The organism is Agrococcus jejuensis, assembly GCF_900099705.1.
Taxonomy (GTDB): Bacteria; Actinomycetota; Actinomycetes; order Actinomycetales; family Microbacteriaceae; genus Agrococcus; species Agrococcus jejuensis.
Window position 1 is genome coordinate 2,038,456 of sequence record NZ_LT629695.1, and the last position, 16,236, is coordinate 2,054,691.

General features: G+C 72.0%; 17 protein-coding genes. 1 reads left to right on the plus strand and 16 read right to left on the minus strand.

Annotated elements, in window-relative coordinates; genetic code table 11:
* Nucleotides 1–78: 78 nt before the first annotated feature.
* Entirely contained in the window at nucleotides 79–1,020 is a 942-nt protein-coding gene (gene erm / locus BLQ67_RS09590) for a 23S ribosomal RNA methyltransferase Erm (RefSeq protein WP_092504562.1), read from the minus strand.
* A gap of 390 nt (nucleotides 1,021–1,410) precedes the next feature.
* Between erm and BLQ67_RS09595 the strand changes: the two genes are divergently transcribed.
* On the plus strand, nucleotides 1,411–2,775 hold the full coding sequence (locus BLQ67_RS09595; RefSeq protein ID WP_092504564.1) for a cryptochrome/photolyase family protein: 1,365 nt from the start codon (nucleotides 1,411–1,413) through the stop codon (nucleotides 2,773–2,775).
* 155 nt (nucleotides 2,776–2,930) lie between these two features.
* Here the strand turns inward: BLQ67_RS09595 and BLQ67_RS09600 are convergent, their stop codons facing one another.
* The 15 genes from BLQ67_RS09600 to BLQ67_RS09665 form a co-directional block, all read right to left on the minus strand.
* Nucleotides 2,931–3,659 carry a hypothetical protein gene (locus tag BLQ67_RS09600; RefSeq protein WP_092504566.1) on the minus strand — a complete coding sequence of 243 codons (729 nt, stop codon included), beginning with the start codon at nucleotides 3,657–3,659 and terminating at the stop codon, nucleotides 2,931–2,933.
* Nucleotides 3,660–3,671: 12 nt separating this feature from the next.
* On the minus strand, nucleotides 3,672–4,565 hold the full coding sequence (locus tag BLQ67_RS09605) for an ABC transporter ATP-binding protein (RefSeq protein WP_092504568.1): 894 nt from the start codon (nucleotides 4,563–4,565) through the stop codon (nucleotides 3,672–3,674).
* Nucleotides 4,562–4,918, minus strand: coding sequence for a GntR family transcriptional regulator (locus BLQ67_RS09610; RefSeq protein WP_092504570.1), 357 nt, complete (start codon nucleotides 4,916–4,918; stop codon nucleotides 4,562–4,564). Before BLQ67_RS09610 ends, BLQ67_RS09605 begins: the two co-directional genes overlap by 4 nt.
* 331 nt (nucleotides 4,919–5,249) lie before the next feature.
* Nucleotides 5,250–6,566, minus strand: a complete 1,317-nt coding sequence (locus tag BLQ67_RS09615) for a heparan-alpha-glucosaminide N-acetyltransferase domain-containing protein (RefSeq protein ID WP_157674778.1) — start codon at nucleotides 6,564–6,566, stop codon at nucleotides 5,250–5,252.
* A gap of 85 nt (nucleotides 6,567–6,651) precedes the next feature.
* Nucleotides 6,652–7,785: an ABC transporter permease gene (locus BLQ67_RS09620; protein WP_092504574.1), complete on the minus strand. Its 1,134-nt coding sequence runs from the start codon at nucleotides 7,783–7,785 to the stop codon at nucleotides 6,652–6,654.
* Nucleotides 7,782–8,666 (minus strand): ABC transporter ATP-binding protein, encoded by an 885-nt coding sequence (locus tag BLQ67_RS09625; RefSeq protein ID WP_092504576.1) that lies wholly within the window; start codon nucleotides 8,664–8,666, stop codon nucleotides 7,782–7,784. The genes BLQ67_RS09620 and BLQ67_RS09625 overlap by 4 nt, the downstream gene beginning before the upstream one ends.
* A 350-nt stretch (nucleotides 8,667–9,016) precedes the next feature.
* The gene (locus BLQ67_RS16410; RefSeq protein ID WP_157674780.1) at nucleotides 9,017–9,172 is read right to left on the minus strand and encodes a hypothetical protein; all 156 of its coding nucleotides are present in this window, start codon (nucleotides 9,170–9,172) and stop codon (nucleotides 9,017–9,019) included.
* A 26-nt stretch (nucleotides 9,173–9,198) separates the two neighbouring features.
* On the minus strand, nucleotides 9,199–9,648 hold the full coding sequence (locus tag BLQ67_RS09630) for an SRPBCC family protein (protein WP_092504578.1): 450 nt from the start codon (nucleotides 9,646–9,648) through the stop codon (nucleotides 9,199–9,201).
* Nucleotides 9,645–10,010 (minus strand): ArsR/SmtB family transcription factor, encoded by a 366-nt coding sequence (locus BLQ67_RS09635; protein WP_092504580.1) that lies wholly within the window; start codon nucleotides 10,008–10,010, stop codon nucleotides 9,645–9,647. Before BLQ67_RS09635 ends, BLQ67_RS09630 begins: the two co-directional genes overlap by 4 nt.
* Before the next feature lie 219 nt (nucleotides 10,011–10,229).
* On the minus strand, nucleotides 10,230–10,910 hold the full coding sequence (locus tag BLQ67_RS09640; protein ID WP_092504582.1) for a response regulator: 681 nt from the start codon (nucleotides 10,908–10,910) through the stop codon (nucleotides 10,230–10,232).
* Nucleotides 10,907–12,295: a sensor histidine kinase gene (locus BLQ67_RS09645; protein ID WP_092504584.1), complete on the minus strand. Its 1,389-nt coding sequence runs from the start codon at nucleotides 12,293–12,295 to the stop codon at nucleotides 10,907–10,909. The genes BLQ67_RS09640 and BLQ67_RS09645 overlap by 4 nt, the downstream gene beginning before the upstream one ends.
* A 122-nt stretch (nucleotides 12,296–12,417) precedes the next feature.
* Nucleotides 12,418–14,127: a nuclease-related domain-containing DEAD/DEAH box helicase gene (locus BLQ67_RS09650; RefSeq protein ID WP_092504586.1), complete on the minus strand. Its 1,710-nt coding sequence runs from the start codon at nucleotides 14,125–14,127 to the stop codon at nucleotides 12,418–12,420.
* Nucleotides 14,124–15,098, minus strand: coding sequence for an HNH endonuclease signature motif containing protein (locus BLQ67_RS09655; RefSeq protein ID WP_092504588.1), 975 nt, complete (start codon nucleotides 15,096–15,098; stop codon nucleotides 14,124–14,126). The genes BLQ67_RS09650 and BLQ67_RS09655 overlap by 4 nt, the downstream gene beginning before the upstream one ends.
* Nucleotides 15,099–15,165: 67 nt before the next feature.
* Nucleotides 15,166–15,402: a hypothetical protein gene (locus BLQ67_RS09660; RefSeq protein ID WP_157674782.1), complete on the minus strand. Its 237-nt coding sequence runs from the start codon at nucleotides 15,400–15,402 to the stop codon at nucleotides 15,166–15,168.
* A 116-nt stretch (nucleotides 15,403–15,518) separates the two neighbouring features.
* The gene (locus BLQ67_RS09665; protein WP_092504592.1) at nucleotides 15,519–16,133 is read right to left on the minus strand and encodes an SDR family NAD(P)-dependent oxidoreductase; all 615 of its coding nucleotides are present in this window, start codon (nucleotides 16,131–16,133) and stop codon (nucleotides 15,519–15,521) included.
* Between the last annotated feature and the right edge of the window lie 103 nt (nucleotides 16,134–16,236).

Genomic DNA, 16,236 nt, shown 5'->3' on the forward strand with positions numbered 1-16,236 from the left:
CCTCTGGTCGACGAGTGGTCGCTTGATGCACGCGACACGCCGTCTGGGGCGGCAACAAGTGACCACTCCTCTCGGGCGTCACCGGCCGCCGCTCGCTCGCCACAGCGCGATCCAGTCGTCGCGCGTCAGCGCCGTCGGGGATGCGTCGCGCGCGATGCCGCGAGCGCCCATCCACGCCTTCGCATCGTCGAGCCGCAGCGCGCGCGCCTGCGCGAGCATGCGCGCGAGGCCCCGGCCGGATGCGCCGAACACGTCGGCCACCATCCGCTCGTAGCCGGCGCGTGAGCGGATGCCGGGGTCGGGCCGCCGACTCACCGTGAAGAGACCCGCGTCGACCGCGGGCATCGGGCGGAACGCCGACCGCGGGATGCGCCGGTCGAGCGCGAAGTCGAACCACGGCGCCGCCTGCGCCGTCAGCTGCGTCGACCCGCCGACGCCCGCGCGGCGGCGCGCGACCTCCCACTGCGCCACGAGCACCGCATCCGTCCACCCCGGCGCGCGCAGCAGGCGCCGCAGCAGCGCGGTCGTGAGGTGGAACGGCAGGTTCGACACCACGACGTGCGGGCGCGCGTCGAAGCGGTGCTCGAGCGCGTCGGCGTGCTCGATGCGCACGTGGCCGGGCGTGCGCGCGTCGAGCCGAGCCGCGCGGCGAGCGTCGAGCTCCAGGCCGCGGATGGGTCGGCCGAGGCGTGCGAGCGGCTGCGTGATGGCGCCGTCGCCCGTGCCGATCTCGACGATCGGGCCGTCGGTCTCGGCGACGAGGTCGACGATGCGACGCACGGCTGCGCGGTCGACGAGGAAGCTCTGCCCGAGCTCGTGCCTGCCGGGCGCGTGGCGGGATGCGGTCGGCGGCTGCGCCGGCCGCGCCCCGGAGGTGGGGGTGCGGCGGTCGCCGGATGGGCTGCGCCGGTGGTCGCCGGGCTCGCCGCCGCGGTCGTGCGGTCGGCGGCCGCGGTCAGGCTGCGACGCTCGGTGGTCGGGGGCGCCGCGATCGGCGCGTCGGCGAGGATGCCGGGACATGGGAGGCTCCGCGAGGCTCGTGGGTGGCGGTGGCAGCACGAGGTGCCGCGACCGAGCGTGCGGACCGCGGGTGCGGGCGCAGCATGCTGCTGCAGCCGGCGACCGGCGGTCGGCGACGAGCCGAGCGAAGAGGGGATCGGCCCGCGCTCAGGCGCGGCGGATGCGGATCGCGTACATCGTTCCCATGCGGCCAGGCTAGCCGACCCCGCCCGCGCCCCGCATCCCGCACCTGACTGGGCAGTAGATGCCTGACTGGGCAGTAGATGCGCTCGAGTGGGCACGAGATGTCGCTGCGAGGCTGGTTTCACGACATCTACTGCCCAGTCGTCGTCTCCGGAGACCGCGTCAAGCCCGCACCGCGCACTCGAGCGCATCCGTACGGTGAGAGGGATGCCTCGACAGATCCTCTGGTTCCGCCGCGACCTGCGGCTCGGCGACCACCCCGCGCTCGGTGCCGCCGCGACCGAGGGCGACGTGCTGCCCGTCTTCATCCTCGACCGCACGCTGCTCGGCACGGCCGGCGACGTGCGCACCGCCGCGCTCGCCGACGCTCTCGCCCACCTGCGGCGCGCGACCGACGGCGCGCTCGTGGTGCGCACGGGCGACCCGGCCCGCATCCTGCCGCAGCTCGCGAAGGAGGTCGACGCGACCGCCGTGCACGTGAGCAGCGAGACCTTCCCCTATGGCCGCCGCCGCGACGCGCGCGTGCAGGAGGCGCTCGAGGCGAAGGACGTCGCGTGGGTCGAGACCGGCAGCCCGTACGCCGTCACCCCCGGCCGCGTGCGCAACGGATCCGGCGACCGCTACAAGGTGTTCACGCCCTTCTCGAAGGCGTGGCTCGAGCACGGATGGCGTGCCCCGGCCGACGACCCCGAGGGACTGCGCTGGTGTCGGCTCGTGGAGACCGACGAGGTGCCCGAGGCGCCGGCGATCGACGCCGACATCCCGACCATCTCCGAGGAGGCGGCCCTCGAGCGGTGGCATGCCTTCCTCGACGACGACCTCGACGACTACGACGACGGCCGCGACCGACCCGGCGACGACACGACCAGCCGCATGTCGGCGCACCTCAAGTGGGGCACCATCCATCCGCGCACGATGCTCGCCGACCTCGAGCGCCGCGCGCGCGGCCGCACGGGCAAGCGCATGCAGTCGCTGCTGCGCTACCGCACCGAGCTCGCCTGGCGCGAGTTCTACGCCGACGTGCTGTGGCACGCGCCGAAGAGCGACTGGCACGACCTCACCGACGCGCTCGACGGCATGGCCTACGACGAACCGGGCGACGCGTTCGACGCGTGGCGCGAGGGCCGCACGGGGTTCCCGATGGTGGATGCGGGCATGCGGCAGCTGCTCGCCGAGGGGTGGATGCACAATCGCGTGCGCATGCTCACCGCCTCGTTCCTCGTGAAGGACCTGCACGTGTGGTGGCCGCACGGTGCCCGCCACTTCCTCGACCACCTCGTCGACGGCGACGTCGCATCCAACAACCACGGCTGGCAGTGGACGGCGGGCACGGGCACGGATGCCGCGCCGTACTTCCGCGTGTTCAACCCCGTGCTGCAGGGTCAGCGGTTCGACCCCGAGGGCGAGTACGTGCGGCGGTGGATCCCCGAGCTGCGGCACGTGGGCGGCGGCGCGGTGCACGAGCCGTGGAAGGTCGACGACGGCTATCGCGACGGCTATCCCGAGCGCATCCTCGACCACAAGGAGGAGCGCGCCGAGGCGCTCGACCGGCTGGCGGCGACGAAGCGCTGAGCGAAGACTGGGCACTTGATGTCGTGAATGCGGTCGATCGACGACATCTACTGCCCACTCGAGCGCATCTACTGCCCAGTCGGGAGCACGCACGACGCCCCGCCACCGGAGACGGTGGCGGGGCGTGCGCGTAGCGCGAGCGAGCAGAGCGCGGGTCAGCGCACCGGAGCCCTGCGGATCAGCAGCACCCACGCGCCGGCGGCGAGCACGGCGACGACCGCGACGATGCCCATCCATCCGATCCACGGCACCGAGCCGAGGGCGATGAAGACCTGCTCCATCATCCCCGGCACCACGAGCGCGATCGAGACGAGCAGGAACGGCACGAGCGCGAGCGACGTGAGCGCGATCCACAGGCCGCGCTGCCCCCACCGCAGGTACACGGTCGAGACGGCGGCGCCGAGGAACATCGCCATGAGCAGCAGCAGGAACGTCTGCACCGCCGTCTGCCACCAGTCGCCCGTGCCGACGTAGACGACGTCGAACATGCGGATGCGCAGGCCGAAGCCGTCGGTTGCCTGCTCGATCGACTTCAGGATCGTGATCGCGGTCGTGAAGAAGGCCGCGATGATGCCGAACACCGCGAGCGTGCCCGCGGCGAACTCGCGACGCGTGATGCCGAGGCCGAGCGACAGCGGGAAGATCTGCAGCATCGCCGTGAACCCGAAGCCCATGAGCGGGCCGAGCACCGAGAAGACGGCGCCGTTCCACTGCATGCCCTGGTGCATGCCGTCGAGCTCCGACGGGTCGTCGACGCTCAGGTTGGCGATGACGCCGATCGCGAGCACGACCGCGAGGGCGATGCCGAGGATGATGAACGGTAGCACGAAGGTGTTGAAGCGCTGCTGGGTGTGCAGGCGGATGACGGATGCGGTGCGGAACATGTCGTGCTCCTCTCAGAGGCTCGCGGTGGCGAGCTCGGGGGTGCGGGTGAGGTGCACGACGAGTGCCTGCAGAGAGACGGGGCTCGTCGTGAGGCCGGCGGCGTCGAGCTCGGCTCGGGCTGCGGCATCGATGGGGCCGATGACGGTGGCGTTCGCGAGGCCGCCGAGGCGCTGCTGCGCCACGACCTCGCGGCCGTCGACGTAGGCGGCGACGGCGTCGGCACGTCCGGAGACGTCGTACGCGCGGCCGCGCAGCTCGTCGGCGTCGGCGTCGATGAGCACGCGGCCCTCGTCGATGACGACGACGTGCTCGAGCAGGTTCGCGACCTCGTCGATCAGGTGCGTCGACAGCAGGATCGTGCGGGGATGCTCGGCGAAGTCGGCCAGCAGGTGGTCGTAGAACAGCTGTCGGGCGACGGCGTCGAGGCCGAGGTACGGCTCGTCGAAGAACGTCACCGGCGCGCGGGATGCGAGGCCCACGACGATGCCGATCGCCGACAGCTGGCCGCGCGAGAGCTTCTTGATCTGCCGATCGGTCGGCAGGCGGAAGTCCGCCACGAGCCGACGCTCGAAGTCCGCATCCCACTGCGGGTGCAGCGTGCGGGCGACGGCGAGCACGTCCTGGGCGCGGAACCCATCCGGGTACTTCTGCGACTCCTGGATGAAGCACGTCTGCGACAGCACCTGCGCGTTCTCGAACGGGTGGCCGCCGAGCACGCGCATGTCGCCGCTCGTCGCGATCAGCTGCCCCGTGAGCAGCTGCATGAGCGTGGTCTTGCCGGCGCCGTTGCGGCCCAGCAGGGCGTGGATGCGGTTCGGCTCGAGCGCGATCGACACGTCGTCGAGCGCGCGCACGCCCTTCGGGTAGTGCTTGGAGAGACCCGTGGTCTCGATGACGGCGGTCATGCCGACTCCTCCTGGATGAGGTGCGCGAGCTGGCCGGGCGTGATGCCGAGCTTGGCTGCCTCGCGCAGCATGGGTGCGATGAACTCGTGGGTGAATGCGCGCGTCCTCGCCTCGACGAGACGGTCGCGAGCGCCGGTGGCGACGAACATGCCGATGCCTCGCTTCTTGTAGAGGACGCCGTCGTCGACGAGCAGGTTGAGCCCCTTGCCCGCGGTGGCGGGGTTGATGCGCAGGAACTGCGCGAGCTCGTTCGTCGAGGGCACGGCGGTCTCCTCGGGGTAGGTGCCGTCGAGGATGTCGTTCGAGAGCTGCTCCGCGATCTGCTGGAACAGCGGCTTCCCGTCATCGAGCATGTGCTCGTCCTCTCGGGTGGATGGGTGGAGGGGTGGATGTGCGCACATCCCGCTCGGCGTCTCGGTGCGCATCCGATCGGCTTCGCTGGTTCATTACTCGACTAATGAACCACAGAACCGGGAGGGGGTCAAGGGTCGCGGTCCCTCCCGCTCCTAGGGTCGCCATCCACCGCTCCCTGAGGTGCGAGCGGAGCGAGCCTCGAAGGGTTCCCGACGAGGTCGGCGCATCCAGGGGCCTCGGGTCGGCTCCTTTCGAGGCTCGCTGCGCTCGCACCTCAAGGAGCGGTCTTGGCAGGGAGCTCGCGAAGGGGGCTGATGATCGGGACGCGCGTCAGCGCGTCAGCGACTCGTCCCGCGGCGCCGCGAACGAGCGCGCGACCGCGCTCGCGATCCGCTCGAGCGGGCCCTTCGCATCCGCCCTGGCGAGCAGCGCGCCGAGCACGAGCGTGCCGAGCACGTGCAGGCCGAGGATGCCGAAGCCGGCGACGTACCAGGGCGGCAGCGTCGTCTCGCCGCCTGCCCCGACCGCGACCTCGCCGCCACCGGCGAGGCCCCACGCGACTGAGGCGGCGAGCAGTGCGCACACGTGCAGCGTGTAGATCGTGAACGGTGCCGCGCCGGCGGCGCGCACGGGCGCGAGCGCGCGCGGCAGGCGCGAGCCGGGCGGCAGCAGCGCCACGAGCGCCCCGATGACGGCGACGCCCACGCCGACGCCGCGGGCGACGTCGCCGATCGTGCCGGTGTGGGGGATCGCGGTCGCCTGCCACCACCACGACGCGTCGGGCGGCGTGCCGGTGCCGAAGCGCAGCAGCCATGGCAGCAGCTCGGTGAACCCCTGCTCGGCGGCCCACGCGTCGGCCTCCGCATCCATGACCCGCTGCGACACGACGGTCGCGGCGGTCCCGACGACGGCCCCGACGCCGAGCAGCCCGAGGCCCAGCACGCGCGCGCGATTCGTCGAGCGCGCCGCGAGCACCGCGCGAGCGACGAGGATGCCGACGGCCAGCATGGGCACCCACGTGACCGCCGGATACTCGCCGGTCGCGACCAGGTCGACGAGTGCCGCCCACGGCGAGCCATCGAGGTCGTCGCTGACGCGGTAGATGCCCTCGCCGAACCGCCACTCGCGCACCGCGAGCGCGATCTGCGAGCCGCCGAGCCACAGCGCGACGGCGACGGCGCCGACGACCCAGCTCGGCGCGAGCAGCAGCGGAGCGGCGACGACCATCGCGAACGCGAGGAAGTTGAGCACGACGTAGACCGGCGGCGCCGTGGAGGCGAGCACGACGCCCACGGCGCCGACCACGATCGCCCGCCCCACCACCGAGCGCAGCGCCGCGCCGCGCGCGCCGCGAGCGAGCAGCGAGCGCGTCGCGAGCACGAGGCTCACGCCGGCGAGCACGGCGAAGAGCGACGACGCGTTGCCGTTCGCGCCCGCGATCACGACGTCGGCGACGTGCGCCTGCGCATCCGTGCCGCCCGTCCACGACGCGGCGACCGACGACAGCAGGTGGGCGCTCATCATGCCGACGATCGCGAGCCAGCGCGCGACGTCGATGGCGACGACGCGGGATGCGGTGGCCGAGCCCGATGCGGGCGTCCGGATGCTCGCGGCCGCGTCGGCGGCGGATGCGGGCGTCGCGCTCATGCGTCGATCATGCATCCTCCGCCCGTGCCCGACCCGCAGAGTCGAGGGTTTCGGCCCGATGCGACATCACATCGGGCCGAAACCCTCAACTGCGCGGGGTGGGCCAGCGGAGCGCCTCGCGCAGCTTCACCGGCTTGCCCGTGCGCAGCAGCGACCGCTCGTACACGCGGCCCGCGAACGTCACGACGAGCGCCGTCGTCGCCAGCACGATGCCGAACGACAGCAGCCCCTCCCACCACTCCATCGCACCGAGGTACGCGCGCATGGGCACCGCGACCGGCGCCGAGAACGGCACGTACGACATGATCTGCAGCGCCAGCGGGTTCGAGTTGAACAGGATGATCGCGAAGTACGGGATCATCACGAGCATCATGATCGGGCCCGTCGTCGACCCGAGATCCTCGGAGCGCGACACCATCGCCGCAGCTGCCGCGAACAGCGACGCCATGAGCACGAACCCGACGGTGAACAGCAGCACGAACCACGCGATGGGCGTGCCGAGGCCATCCACGATCACCGCGTTGTCGGTCGCGGCGCCGCCGATGAGCACGACCGCGGCGATGAGCGCGATCTGCACGAACGCCAGCAGCGAGTTGCCGATGATCTTGCCCGCGAGCAGCGCGCGCGCCGGCACCGACGCGAGCAGGATCTCGACGATGCGGGTCTGCTTCTCCTCCACGACCGACCCGGCGATGCCGTAGCCGAACGACATCGACGCCATCATGAACACGAGCCCGAAGCCGAGGCTGATGAGGTAGAGGATGCCGGGGTTCGGCGCCGACGGGTCGAGCAGCTCGACGTCGGGCGACAGCGACAGCGCCGCGATGAGCCCCTCGGGCGCCTCGCGCTCGCCGACCACGACGATGCCCGACGGGTCGTCGCTCGGCAGCACCGCCGCATCCACCTCCTCGGCCGCGACGAGGTCGCGCGCCGCGTCGGCGTCGTCGACGACCGTCACCTCGGTGTCGGGCAGGTCGGCGACCGCATCCTCGGTCTCGGCCACGACCGCGACGGTCGTCGTCGATTGGAACAGCTGCGGTCCGACCGACGAGAAGATCACTGCGGCGAGGGCGCCGAGCAGCACGATCGCCGCCGAGATCAGGTACGCCTTCGAGCGCAGGTTCACCATGATCTCGCGCTGCGCGACGATGCCGACGGCACGCCAGAACGGCACGCGGCTCGCGGCGTGCACGTGGCCGGTGGGGGATGCGGTGCTCATCGCACGACCTCCTGGAAGATCTCGGTCAGCGGGCGGGTGACGGGGGAGAACGCGCGCACGCCGCCGCGCTCGACGGCTTGGCTCAGCACGCGATCGGCAGCGGCCTCGTCGACGGCGGTGAAGCGCACCTCGCCGCCCGCGAGGTCCACGACCTCGACGCCCAGCGCATCCCGCACCCAGCCGGCGTCGCCCGTCGTGACGAGTCGCCACTCGGGGGAGGTGTGCGCGGCGCGGATCGACTCGCGCGTGCCGGCGGCGCGCACGCGGCCGTCGCCGATGATGACGAGCTCGTCGCACAGGCGCTCGACGACGTCGAGCTGGTGGCTCGAGAACAGCACGGGCGCGCCGGTGCGGGCGACGTCGCGCAGAACCTCGAGCGTGACCTCGACGGCCATGGGGTCGAGGCCCGAGAACGGCTCGTCGAGCACGAGCGCCGCCGGGTCGTGCACGAGCGCCGCGGCGATCTGCGCGCGCTGCTGGTTGCCGAGGCTCAGCGACTCGAGCGTGTCGTGGTGGCGCTCGCCGAGGCCGAGGCGCTCGAGCAGGTCGAGCGCGCGCCGCCGCGCCATCTTCGCGTCCAGGCCGTGCAACCGCGCGAGGTAGACGAGCTGGTCGTCGACGGGCATCTTCGGGTAGAGGCCGCGCTCCTCGGGCATGTAGCCGATGCGGGCACGGTAGTCGGCGCTCATGGGGGCGCCATCGACCTCGACGGTGCCGGCGCTCGGCTCGAGCACGCCGAGCAGGATGCGCATCGTCGTGGTCTTGCCGGCGCCGTTCGCGCCGACGAAGCCCGTCATGCGGCCGGGGTGGATGTCGAACGACACGTCGTGCAGCACCTGCGTCGTGCCGAACGACCTGTCGATGCCTCGCAGCTGGATCATGCCTTCGACGCTACGGGCGGGCGGTGGCGGGCGGATCCGGCGAGGGGCGGATGCGCGGCTCCGCCGAGCGGGTGAGGGCGGCACCCGTCAGGTGATCGAGGACTCACCCACCAGCTGGTCGAGGAGGCCCCGAGCCGAAGGCGAGGAGCCGTCACGAGACCTCGCGGCGAACCCGCTCGACGCGACCATGCGCATGGCTGGGCAAGAGCGGCGGTCGCGTGGTCTCGTGACGCGTGCTCGCCCTTCGGGCTCGCGCGCTCCTCGACCAGCTGCGGGGAGTCCGCGCTACGACCCCACCCCGTACACGAGCGTCACGTGCCCCGTCGCGTGCCGCTCCACATCCCGCAGCGTCAGCCCGCGCACGCCGAGCGTGGCTGGCGTGAACCCGCGTCCTTCTCGAGCCAGCGCATCTGCGACGAGTCGGTGCGATCGCCCTCGTCGGTCTCGACGGCGTCGAAGAAGGCCAGGCTGCCGTCGGTCGCGGCGGCGTAGCCGTCGACCGACACGATCTGCTCGAGCGTGATGGTGCCAATCAGCGGGCTCCCGCCAGCGCGACGTCGAGGTGCTCGAACGCCTGCGACCAGCCGTCGTGCACCGAGTCGTCGGCACCGACGCGCGCATCCACGCCTGCCACGTGGAACGTCATCTCGGTGCGCCCGTCGGCCGTCTCGACGAGGTCGATCGTGAGGATGGGCGCCGCGTCGACCGGGTCGTCGGGGAAGCCCCACGAGCAGCGCAGCCGCTCGGGCTCGCGCACCTCGAGGTAGGTGCCGCCCGTCGGGTACTCGGTGCCGTCGGGGCCCGTCATGACGTAGCCGTAGCGGCCGCCGACGCGCAGGTCGACGTGCACGGAGGCGGGATCGGTCGTGACGTCGTGCGGATGCCACCAGTGGGCGGCGATCGTCGGGTCGGTCCACGCGCGCCAGACGAGCGCCCGCGGGGCGTCGAACGTGCGCGTGATGGTGAACTGGCGGTCGGTCATCGGTCGTCCTCCTGCACTGCATCGGGCATGGGGTCCTGGGCCTGGAGCCTCGCGAGGGTCTCGTCGAGACGGTCGAAGCGGGTGCTCCAGATCGCGCGCTGCTCGGCGACCCAGGCGCTCGCGTCGTCGAGGGGCTCGGGCTGCAGCGCGTTCGTGCGCCACTGCGCCTGCGCCGACTGCGTGACGAGCCCGGCGTCGCGCAGCACCTTGAGGTGCTGCGAGATGGCGGGGCGCGACATCGCGTGGGGCGCGGCGAGGTCGGTGACGCTCGCGGGGCCGGCGGCGAGCTGCGCGAGCATCGCGCGGCGCGTGGGGTCGGCCAGCGCGGCGAAGGTGCGGCTGAGCGCATCAGTGGCGGGCATCTCGACTCCTTGCGTAAGCGATTGCTTACACAGTGGCACTCGTGCTGGCGCGCGTCAAGGGTCGGCGGAATGTGCGCGAACTCGGGCACATGTGGCGCTCAGCGCCGCGAAGGGCTGGATTCGCGCACATCTCACCGAGCTCGCCGGCCGAATCCCCGTCACAGCGCAGCCGGGTGCAGTGCGACCTCGGCGCCCCGCTCAGCCGCGGATTCGGCGGCGTCAGTCGACGGTGGGCACCGAGCCGGTGCCCGCCTGCACGACGCCGTGCTCGTACGCCCAGATGACGGCGTGGATGCGGTCGCGGATGCCGAGCTTCATGAGCACGTTCGACACGTGGGTCTTCACGGTGGCCTCGCCGACGTAGAGGCGCTCGGCGATCTCGCCGTTGGAGTGGCCGCGGGCGAGCAGCATGAGCGTCTCGCGCTCGCGCTCGGTGAGGGTGTCGAGCTCGACCGCCTCGGGCAGGGCAGTCGTGCCGTCGGGCGTCGCGAAGCGCTCGATGACGCGGCGCGTGACGGCGGGCGCGAGCAGCGCATCCCCGCGGGCGAGGGCGTGGATGGCGTCGATGAGGTGCTCGGGCTCGGCCGTCTTCAGCAGGAAGCCCGAGGCGCCGGCGCGCAGGGCCTCGAAGAGGAAGTCGTCGCGGTCGAACGTCGTGAGCATGAGCACGGAGGCGCCGGAGTCGCCGTCGCAGATCTCGCGCGTGGCGGCGAGGCCGTCGAGCACGGGCATCTGCACGTCCATGCAGATGACGTCGGGGCGCAGCTGCGCCGCCTTCGCCACGGCCTCGCGTCCGTCGGCGGCCTCGCCGACGACCTCGAAGCCGGGCTCGGTCTCGAGGATGGTGCGGAAGCCGACGCGCACGAGCGACTGGTCGTCGACGAGCAGGATGCGGGTCACTCGGAGCTCCTCGTGGCGGCGGGATGCGGGGTGCTGGTGTCGTTCGTCGCGTCGGCGTCGAGCAGCGCGCGCTCGACGTCGTCACGTTCGGCGGCGATCGCGGCGGCGATCGACGCGGCGGCCTCTCGACCCGCGTGCGGGGTCGCCGCATCCGTCTCGGCAGCGGCGGCCGCGACGATGCGCGTGGGCAGCGTCGCCCGCACGAGCCATCCGCCGGTCGGGCGGGGCCCGGCCTCGAGCGAACCGCCGACGGCGGCGACGCGCTCGCGCATGCCCGTGAGGCCCATGCCGGTGCCGAGCGCGCGAGCCGGGGCGCCGTGGCCGTCGTCGGAGACCTCGACCTCCACGACGTCGCCGCGGTAGCGCAGGCGCGCGTCGACGTGCGCGGTCGGGCCGGCGTGCTTGCGGGCGTTCGTGAGCGACTCCTGCAGCACGCGCACGAGCGTCAGCTCGGCCATCGGCGACACCGCCGAGGGCTCGCCGACGACGCGGTAGTCGACGATCTGGCCGGCGTCCTGCGCGGTCGCGAGCAGGCCATCCACGTCGGCGAGCGTCGGCATGGGGCCGTCGCCGTCGCCGTCGCTGCGCAGGGCGACGACCATGGTGCGCAGCTCCGCGATGGCGTCGCGCGCGGACTGCTCGACGTTGCGCAGCGCATGCTCGGCGCGGTCGGCGTCGGTGCGCAGCGTGCGGCGCGCGGCGCCGGCCTGCACGCCCATCGCGGAGACGTGGTGGGCGACGACGTCGTGCAGCTCGCGCGCGATGCGCACCCGCTCGAGGGTCACGGCCTGCTCGGCGAGCTGGTCGCGCTGGGTGACGATCTCGGCGTGCGCATCCTCGAGCTCCTCCTGCTCGAGCGCACGCGTGTAGGCGCGGTCGCCGAACACCCACGCGCCGCCGAAGTAGGCGACGTTGATGGCGGTGAGGATGAACATCTGCGAGATGACCGCGGTCGTCGCGGGCTCCGACGTGAGGGTCGTGAAGAACGCCCAGCCGAGCCACACAGCCATGACGACGACGACGCCGATGCGCACCCACAGCGCGCGGCGACGGTTCGGATCCCACGCGCCCACGGAGTAGACGGCGAGGAACATGATGACCTGCGAGACGGTGAGCTCGACGATGCCGAGCTGCCCGAACACGATGTAGAGCGCCGACGACAGGATCGCCGGCACCCACGGCCAGATGCGGCGCACGGCGAGCGGCGCGGCCATGGCGAACGAGGTGAGCACGAACGCCCACGCGGGGGTGTCGTCGTGCACGAGCATGTACTGCGCGACCGAGCCGAGCACGCCGACGACGGCGCTCACGAGTCCGAGCGCGGCGGCGACGAGGACGTCGGTGCGCAGCTCGGCCCGCGTCGGGCGTCGGCGGGTGACGGGCATGCGCTCCAGGCTATGCGCGGTGCGTGGGAGGCGCCTCAGTCGTGCGGGGGAGTGGTGGGAGCCGTTGGTCCTCGCAACCGCTCCGTGTGGTGCGAGCAAAGCGAGCCTCGAGGGGAGCCGACCTACGCGCCCGCCGCCTCCACCCGCTCCACGAGCGACGGGTCGACGGTCAGCACGAACAGGTGGTCGGTCGCCCGCGTCGCGCCGACGTAGAGCAGCTCTTCGCCACGCGGTCGCGCGGGATCGACGTCGGTGAGGATGACGGCGGGCGACTCGAGGCCCTTGTACGCGTGCACCGTGCCCCAGCGGATGCGGTTCGGCACGATCGCGGTCGCGCCGGGAGGGGCGAGTCGCTCGTGGAGCCACGGGTCGGTCGCCCGTGCGGCCGCAGAGTCGCGCTTCGGAGCGAGCACGAGGATCTCGTCGAGCCGGTAGCCGTCGTCGACGAGCGCCACGACGGCGTCCGTGAGCAGCCCCTGCTGCTCCGACTCGTCCGCGTACGACACGACCTTGCCGCGTCCGTCATCCATGCGCAGTCGCTCGCGGAACAGCTCGTCGCCCGTGAGCGCCTCCACGAGCTCGGCGAGCGCGGGCGCCGCGCGGGCGTTGTCGACGAGGCGCGTGATGGTGCTGTGCGGGATGCGCTCGCGCACGCGGGCGAGGCCGTCGGCCGTGGTGTCGGAGCGGCGGAAGATGTCCTGCCGCTCGAAGTCGCCGGCGACGAGGCTGCGGCTGGCGGCGAGGCCGCCGTCGACGATGGAGTCGAGCACGTCGAGCACGAGCGGACGCGAGAGGTCCTGCGCCTCGTCGACGACGAGGGCCGTGAACCGCGGCGCGTAGTCGTCGGCCTGCGTGATCACGAGGGTCTCGCGCGGCAGCACCTCGTTCCACCATTCGTCGCTCGCGTGCTCGGGAGCCTCGAGCCCGGTGAGTTCGAGCATGATCTTGTGCGCTCGAGCGACGGTGACGCCGTCGTGTCGGGCGAGCGTGGCGTCGAGCACGCCTTCGAGGCGCTCGTTGAAGCACGTCACGAGCACGCGTTCGTCGCGGTTCGCGAGCCGACGTGCGGCGCGGATGGCGAGGTTCGTCTTGCCGGTTCCTGCCGGGCCGAGTACGAGGATGCGGTCGTTGTCCTCGACGATCTCGAGGATGTGCTCCTGCCGCTCGGTCGCCATCCGGATGCTCTCGGCGCGCGCCTCGCGCCGATCGGCGGGGCCCGCGACGATGCGGAACGCGGGCATGAGCGCGCTGCGGACGGCCCGCAGCTCGTCGACGTTCGGGGCATCGGAGTACATCGAGACGCCGCGGTGCTCGAGCATGGCGCGCTGCTTGCGGAGCGCTGCGACGACCGCACCGGCGAGGCGCTGCGGCTGCCGATCGGCACGGCTGAGCAGCTCGCCCGGGTCGAGGTCGATGCGCGCCGGGATGCCTGCGAGGCGCTCGCCGCCGATGTGCGTGAACCACACGACGGACGCGATGGGGAACGCGACGCGCTCGCCCTTGCGTCGCAGCCACGCCTCGACGCTGCGCATGTTGTCGCGTGCCTGCGTGATCGGCGACCGCTGCTGCCGCTTGCCGCCGAGCACCCACTCGTTGTGCTCGTTCAGCTCGACGCTCTGGTGCGACTTCACCTCGATCACCAGCAGTCCCTCGCCGGGCACGAGCACGACGAAGTCGGCCTCGCCCTCGATCTGCCGAGCGTGCTGCACGATCGGCAGCCCGTGGAAGGCGATCCAGCCCTCGGTGCCCGGTGCGTCCCGCAGCGCGGCGAACAGCGCCTGCTCGCCCGGAGGCGCGTCGGCCGGGCAGGTGCCGGGGATGAGGGCGGTCACGGGACCAGAGTCATCGGTGAGGGTCGGTGCTGCGTCCAGTGCGCGTCGAGCCAGGTGTCGTGGCCGCGATCGATGGGCACTTGGATCGCCTGGCGATGCAGCGCGGCATACGCGGGGTAGTCACGCGCCTCGGGTGCTACATCCAGGCGACGTTCTCGCACAGCAATGACGCCGTCATCGAAGAGCCGGTGGACGTCGCGGCGCAGGAGCAGACCGCCCGATGACTCGTGCCGACCGTGCCGGGCGTAGGAGTAGAGGTGAGCCGCTTCCAACGCCTGGAACGGGGCGGGGCCAGTGAATGCACACGTCGATCCGAATCGCTGGAGCAGTTGATTGCGGAAGTTTGCCTGGCCGATGCGTGCTCTGGTGAACACGGTGACGTGTCCGTCGGCGGATCGCTCTTCGTGCCAGCTGAGCGATCGGCGTGCAAGCAGATCGATGGCGGCGGGCAACTCGGCGATGACCCGTTCGGCCACCATCGGCCGGATCGCGTTCTGGTCGCCGCGATGCAACTGGAGCTCTGCCAGTTCCGACCGGCTCAGCGCGCCCGCGAGGTCGACCCAGGCCGGGCCGTGATGGCTGCGATAGCGGGTGGTGGGCTCGGTGGCCTCAACGCGCTGGTCGAACTCAGAGCGACATGCCTGGCAGCGGTATCTAGGTGCGCGCTGCTTTCGCTCGGCCACCTTGGCCGAGCCGCATACCGGACACGCGTATGTCTGACGAGTCGACGCCTCGAGCGTGATGTCGTCGATGACCGAGATGCCGATCAGGGCCTCGGTATCGCGGAGCAGGATGACGTCGCCCTCCCGGACGCTGCGACCGTTGTTGACTGCGCTCGTCCACTCGTAGGTCTGCGACGGGTCGTCGTCGTAACCGTCGTGATTCTGCAATCCACGTTGGTCGCCCACCGCGAGCATGAGCCACACCTGAGGTTCGAGGTCCGACTCCACGAGTCGAGCGAGCACGTCCATGGACCCAGTGTCGCAAGGTCAGCTGAAGCGATGCCGAGCGCGGACCGGGCCGCGCGGTTCTTCCTCCTCACGGCTGCGAACGTCCGACGCGCGTGCCCCACTGATGCTTGTGCAGCGCCGCCAGCAGCGCGCGCGACGACTCCAGGCGCTCGCGGAAGAACTCGACGTCGGGCTGGGCGTTCAGCGCCGACTGATCGCGGCCCGCGAGGATGCCGGCCGCTTCGACGAGGCGGTCGAAGTCGCGGCGGGACAGAGAGATCGCGTGTCGGGGAGCAGCGTCAGGATCGGTCCAGAGCGCGACCATGGCGTGGGGGTCTCGGTGCATGACGGCAGCCTCGCCGCGATCGCGGTGCTGCACAGCTGATGACGGCCACAGCTGCCCGCCGTTGCTTTGAGGCGATCGTCAGCTGACGGCGAGGGTCACGACCCCACCAACCCCACGATCTCGCTCGCCACGTCGTCCACGTCCGAGTAGCCGTCGAAGGTGCGGTCCGGCTCCGCCGAGCGGTCGGCGGCCGAGACGAGGGCCTTCACGCGGATGACGTGCGTGGTCGCCGGGGTCGCTCGCAGGGCGTGGCTGACGGCGGCGAGCCAGGTCTCGGCCGCTGCCTTCAACGACACGTACGACGCATTGCCCGCCGTCGGGCGATCCAGGCCCGTCGTCGAGATGATCACGACGCGACCGGCGGAAGACGCTCCCAGCGCAGCCTCGAACGCCCGCGTCGTGTTGCGCAGCGTGCCGACGACGCGCTGCTCGAGCCAGGCCCAGTCCTCGTCCGACTGGCCGGCCAGGCCGCCGCCGCCGCGCCATCCGCCCACGAGGTGCACGAGCGCATCCACCGGTCCGACCGACGCAGCAAGCGACGAGACCGCGGAGAACGACGTCAGATCGCACACCACCCGCTCGTCGGCATCCACCGGCTCCAGCCGCTCGGCCGACGAGCCGACGGCGATCACGTGATGGCCCGCCGCACGTGCCGCGCTCGCGGTGGCGCGGCCGAGGGCGCTGGACGCTCCGGCGATGAGGATCCGCATCGCACCAGTCTGCCGAACCCGAGCGCCGAGGCCGAGCGCAGATCGCTTGACAACCCCCATCCGCCCCGCGAATCTCGACATGAAGACCGGTGTCGCAGGGTTG

Bases quoted from the DNA above. Each gene is read 5' to 3' on its own strand.
- erm (WP_092504562.1), bottom strand. From the start codon at position 1,020: ATGTCCCGGCATCCTCGCCGACGCGCCGATCGCGGCGCCCCCGACCAC.
- BLQ67_RS09595 (WP_092504564.1), top strand. From the start codon at position 1,411: ATGCCTCGACAGATCCTCTGGTTCCGCCGCGACCTGCGGCTCGGCGAC.
- BLQ67_RS09600 (WP_092504566.1), bottom strand. From the start codon at position 3,659: ATGTTCCGCACCGCATCCGTCATCCGCCTGCACACCCAGCAGCGCTTC.
- BLQ67_RS09605 (WP_092504568.1), bottom strand. From the start codon at position 4,565: ATGACCGCCGTCATCGAGACCACGGGTCTCTCCAAGCACTACCCGAAG.
- BLQ67_RS09610 (WP_092504570.1), bottom strand. From the start codon at position 4,918: ATGCTCGATGACGGGAAGCCGCTGTTCCAGCAGATCGCGGAGCAGCTC.
- BLQ67_RS09615 (WP_157674778.1), bottom strand. From the start codon at position 6,566: ATGAGCGCGACGCCCGCATCCGCCGCCGACGCGGCCGCGAGCATCCGG.
- BLQ67_RS09620 (WP_092504574.1), bottom strand. From the start codon at position 7,785: ATGAGCACCGCATCCCCCACCGGCCACGTGCACGCCGCGAGCCGCGTG.
- BLQ67_RS09625 (WP_092504576.1), bottom strand. From the start codon at position 8,666: ATGATCCAGCTGCGAGGCATCGACAGGTCGTTCGGCACGACGCAGGTG.
- BLQ67_RS09630 (WP_092504578.1), bottom strand. From the start codon at position 9,648: ATGACCGACCGCCAGTTCACCATCACGCGCACGTTCGACGCCCCGCGG.
- BLQ67_RS09635 (WP_092504580.1), bottom strand. From the start codon at position 10,010: ATGCCCGCCACTGATGCGCTCAGCCGCACCTTCGCCGCGCTGGCCGAC.
- BLQ67_RS09645 (WP_092504584.1), bottom strand. From the start codon at position 12,295: ATGCCCGTCACCCGCCGACGCCCGACGCGGGCCGAGCTGCGCACCGAC.
- BLQ67_RS09655 (WP_092504588.1), bottom strand. From the start codon at position 15,098: ATGGACGTGCTCGCTCGACTCGTGGAGTCGGACCTCGAACCTCAGGTG.
- BLQ67_RS09660 (WP_157674782.1), bottom strand. From the start codon at position 15,402: ATGGTCGCGCTCTGGACCGATCCTGACGCTGCTCCCCGACACGCGATC.
- BLQ67_RS09665 (WP_092504592.1), bottom strand. From the start codon at position 16,133: ATGCGGATCCTCATCGCCGGAGCGTCCAGCGCCCTCGGCCGCGCCACC.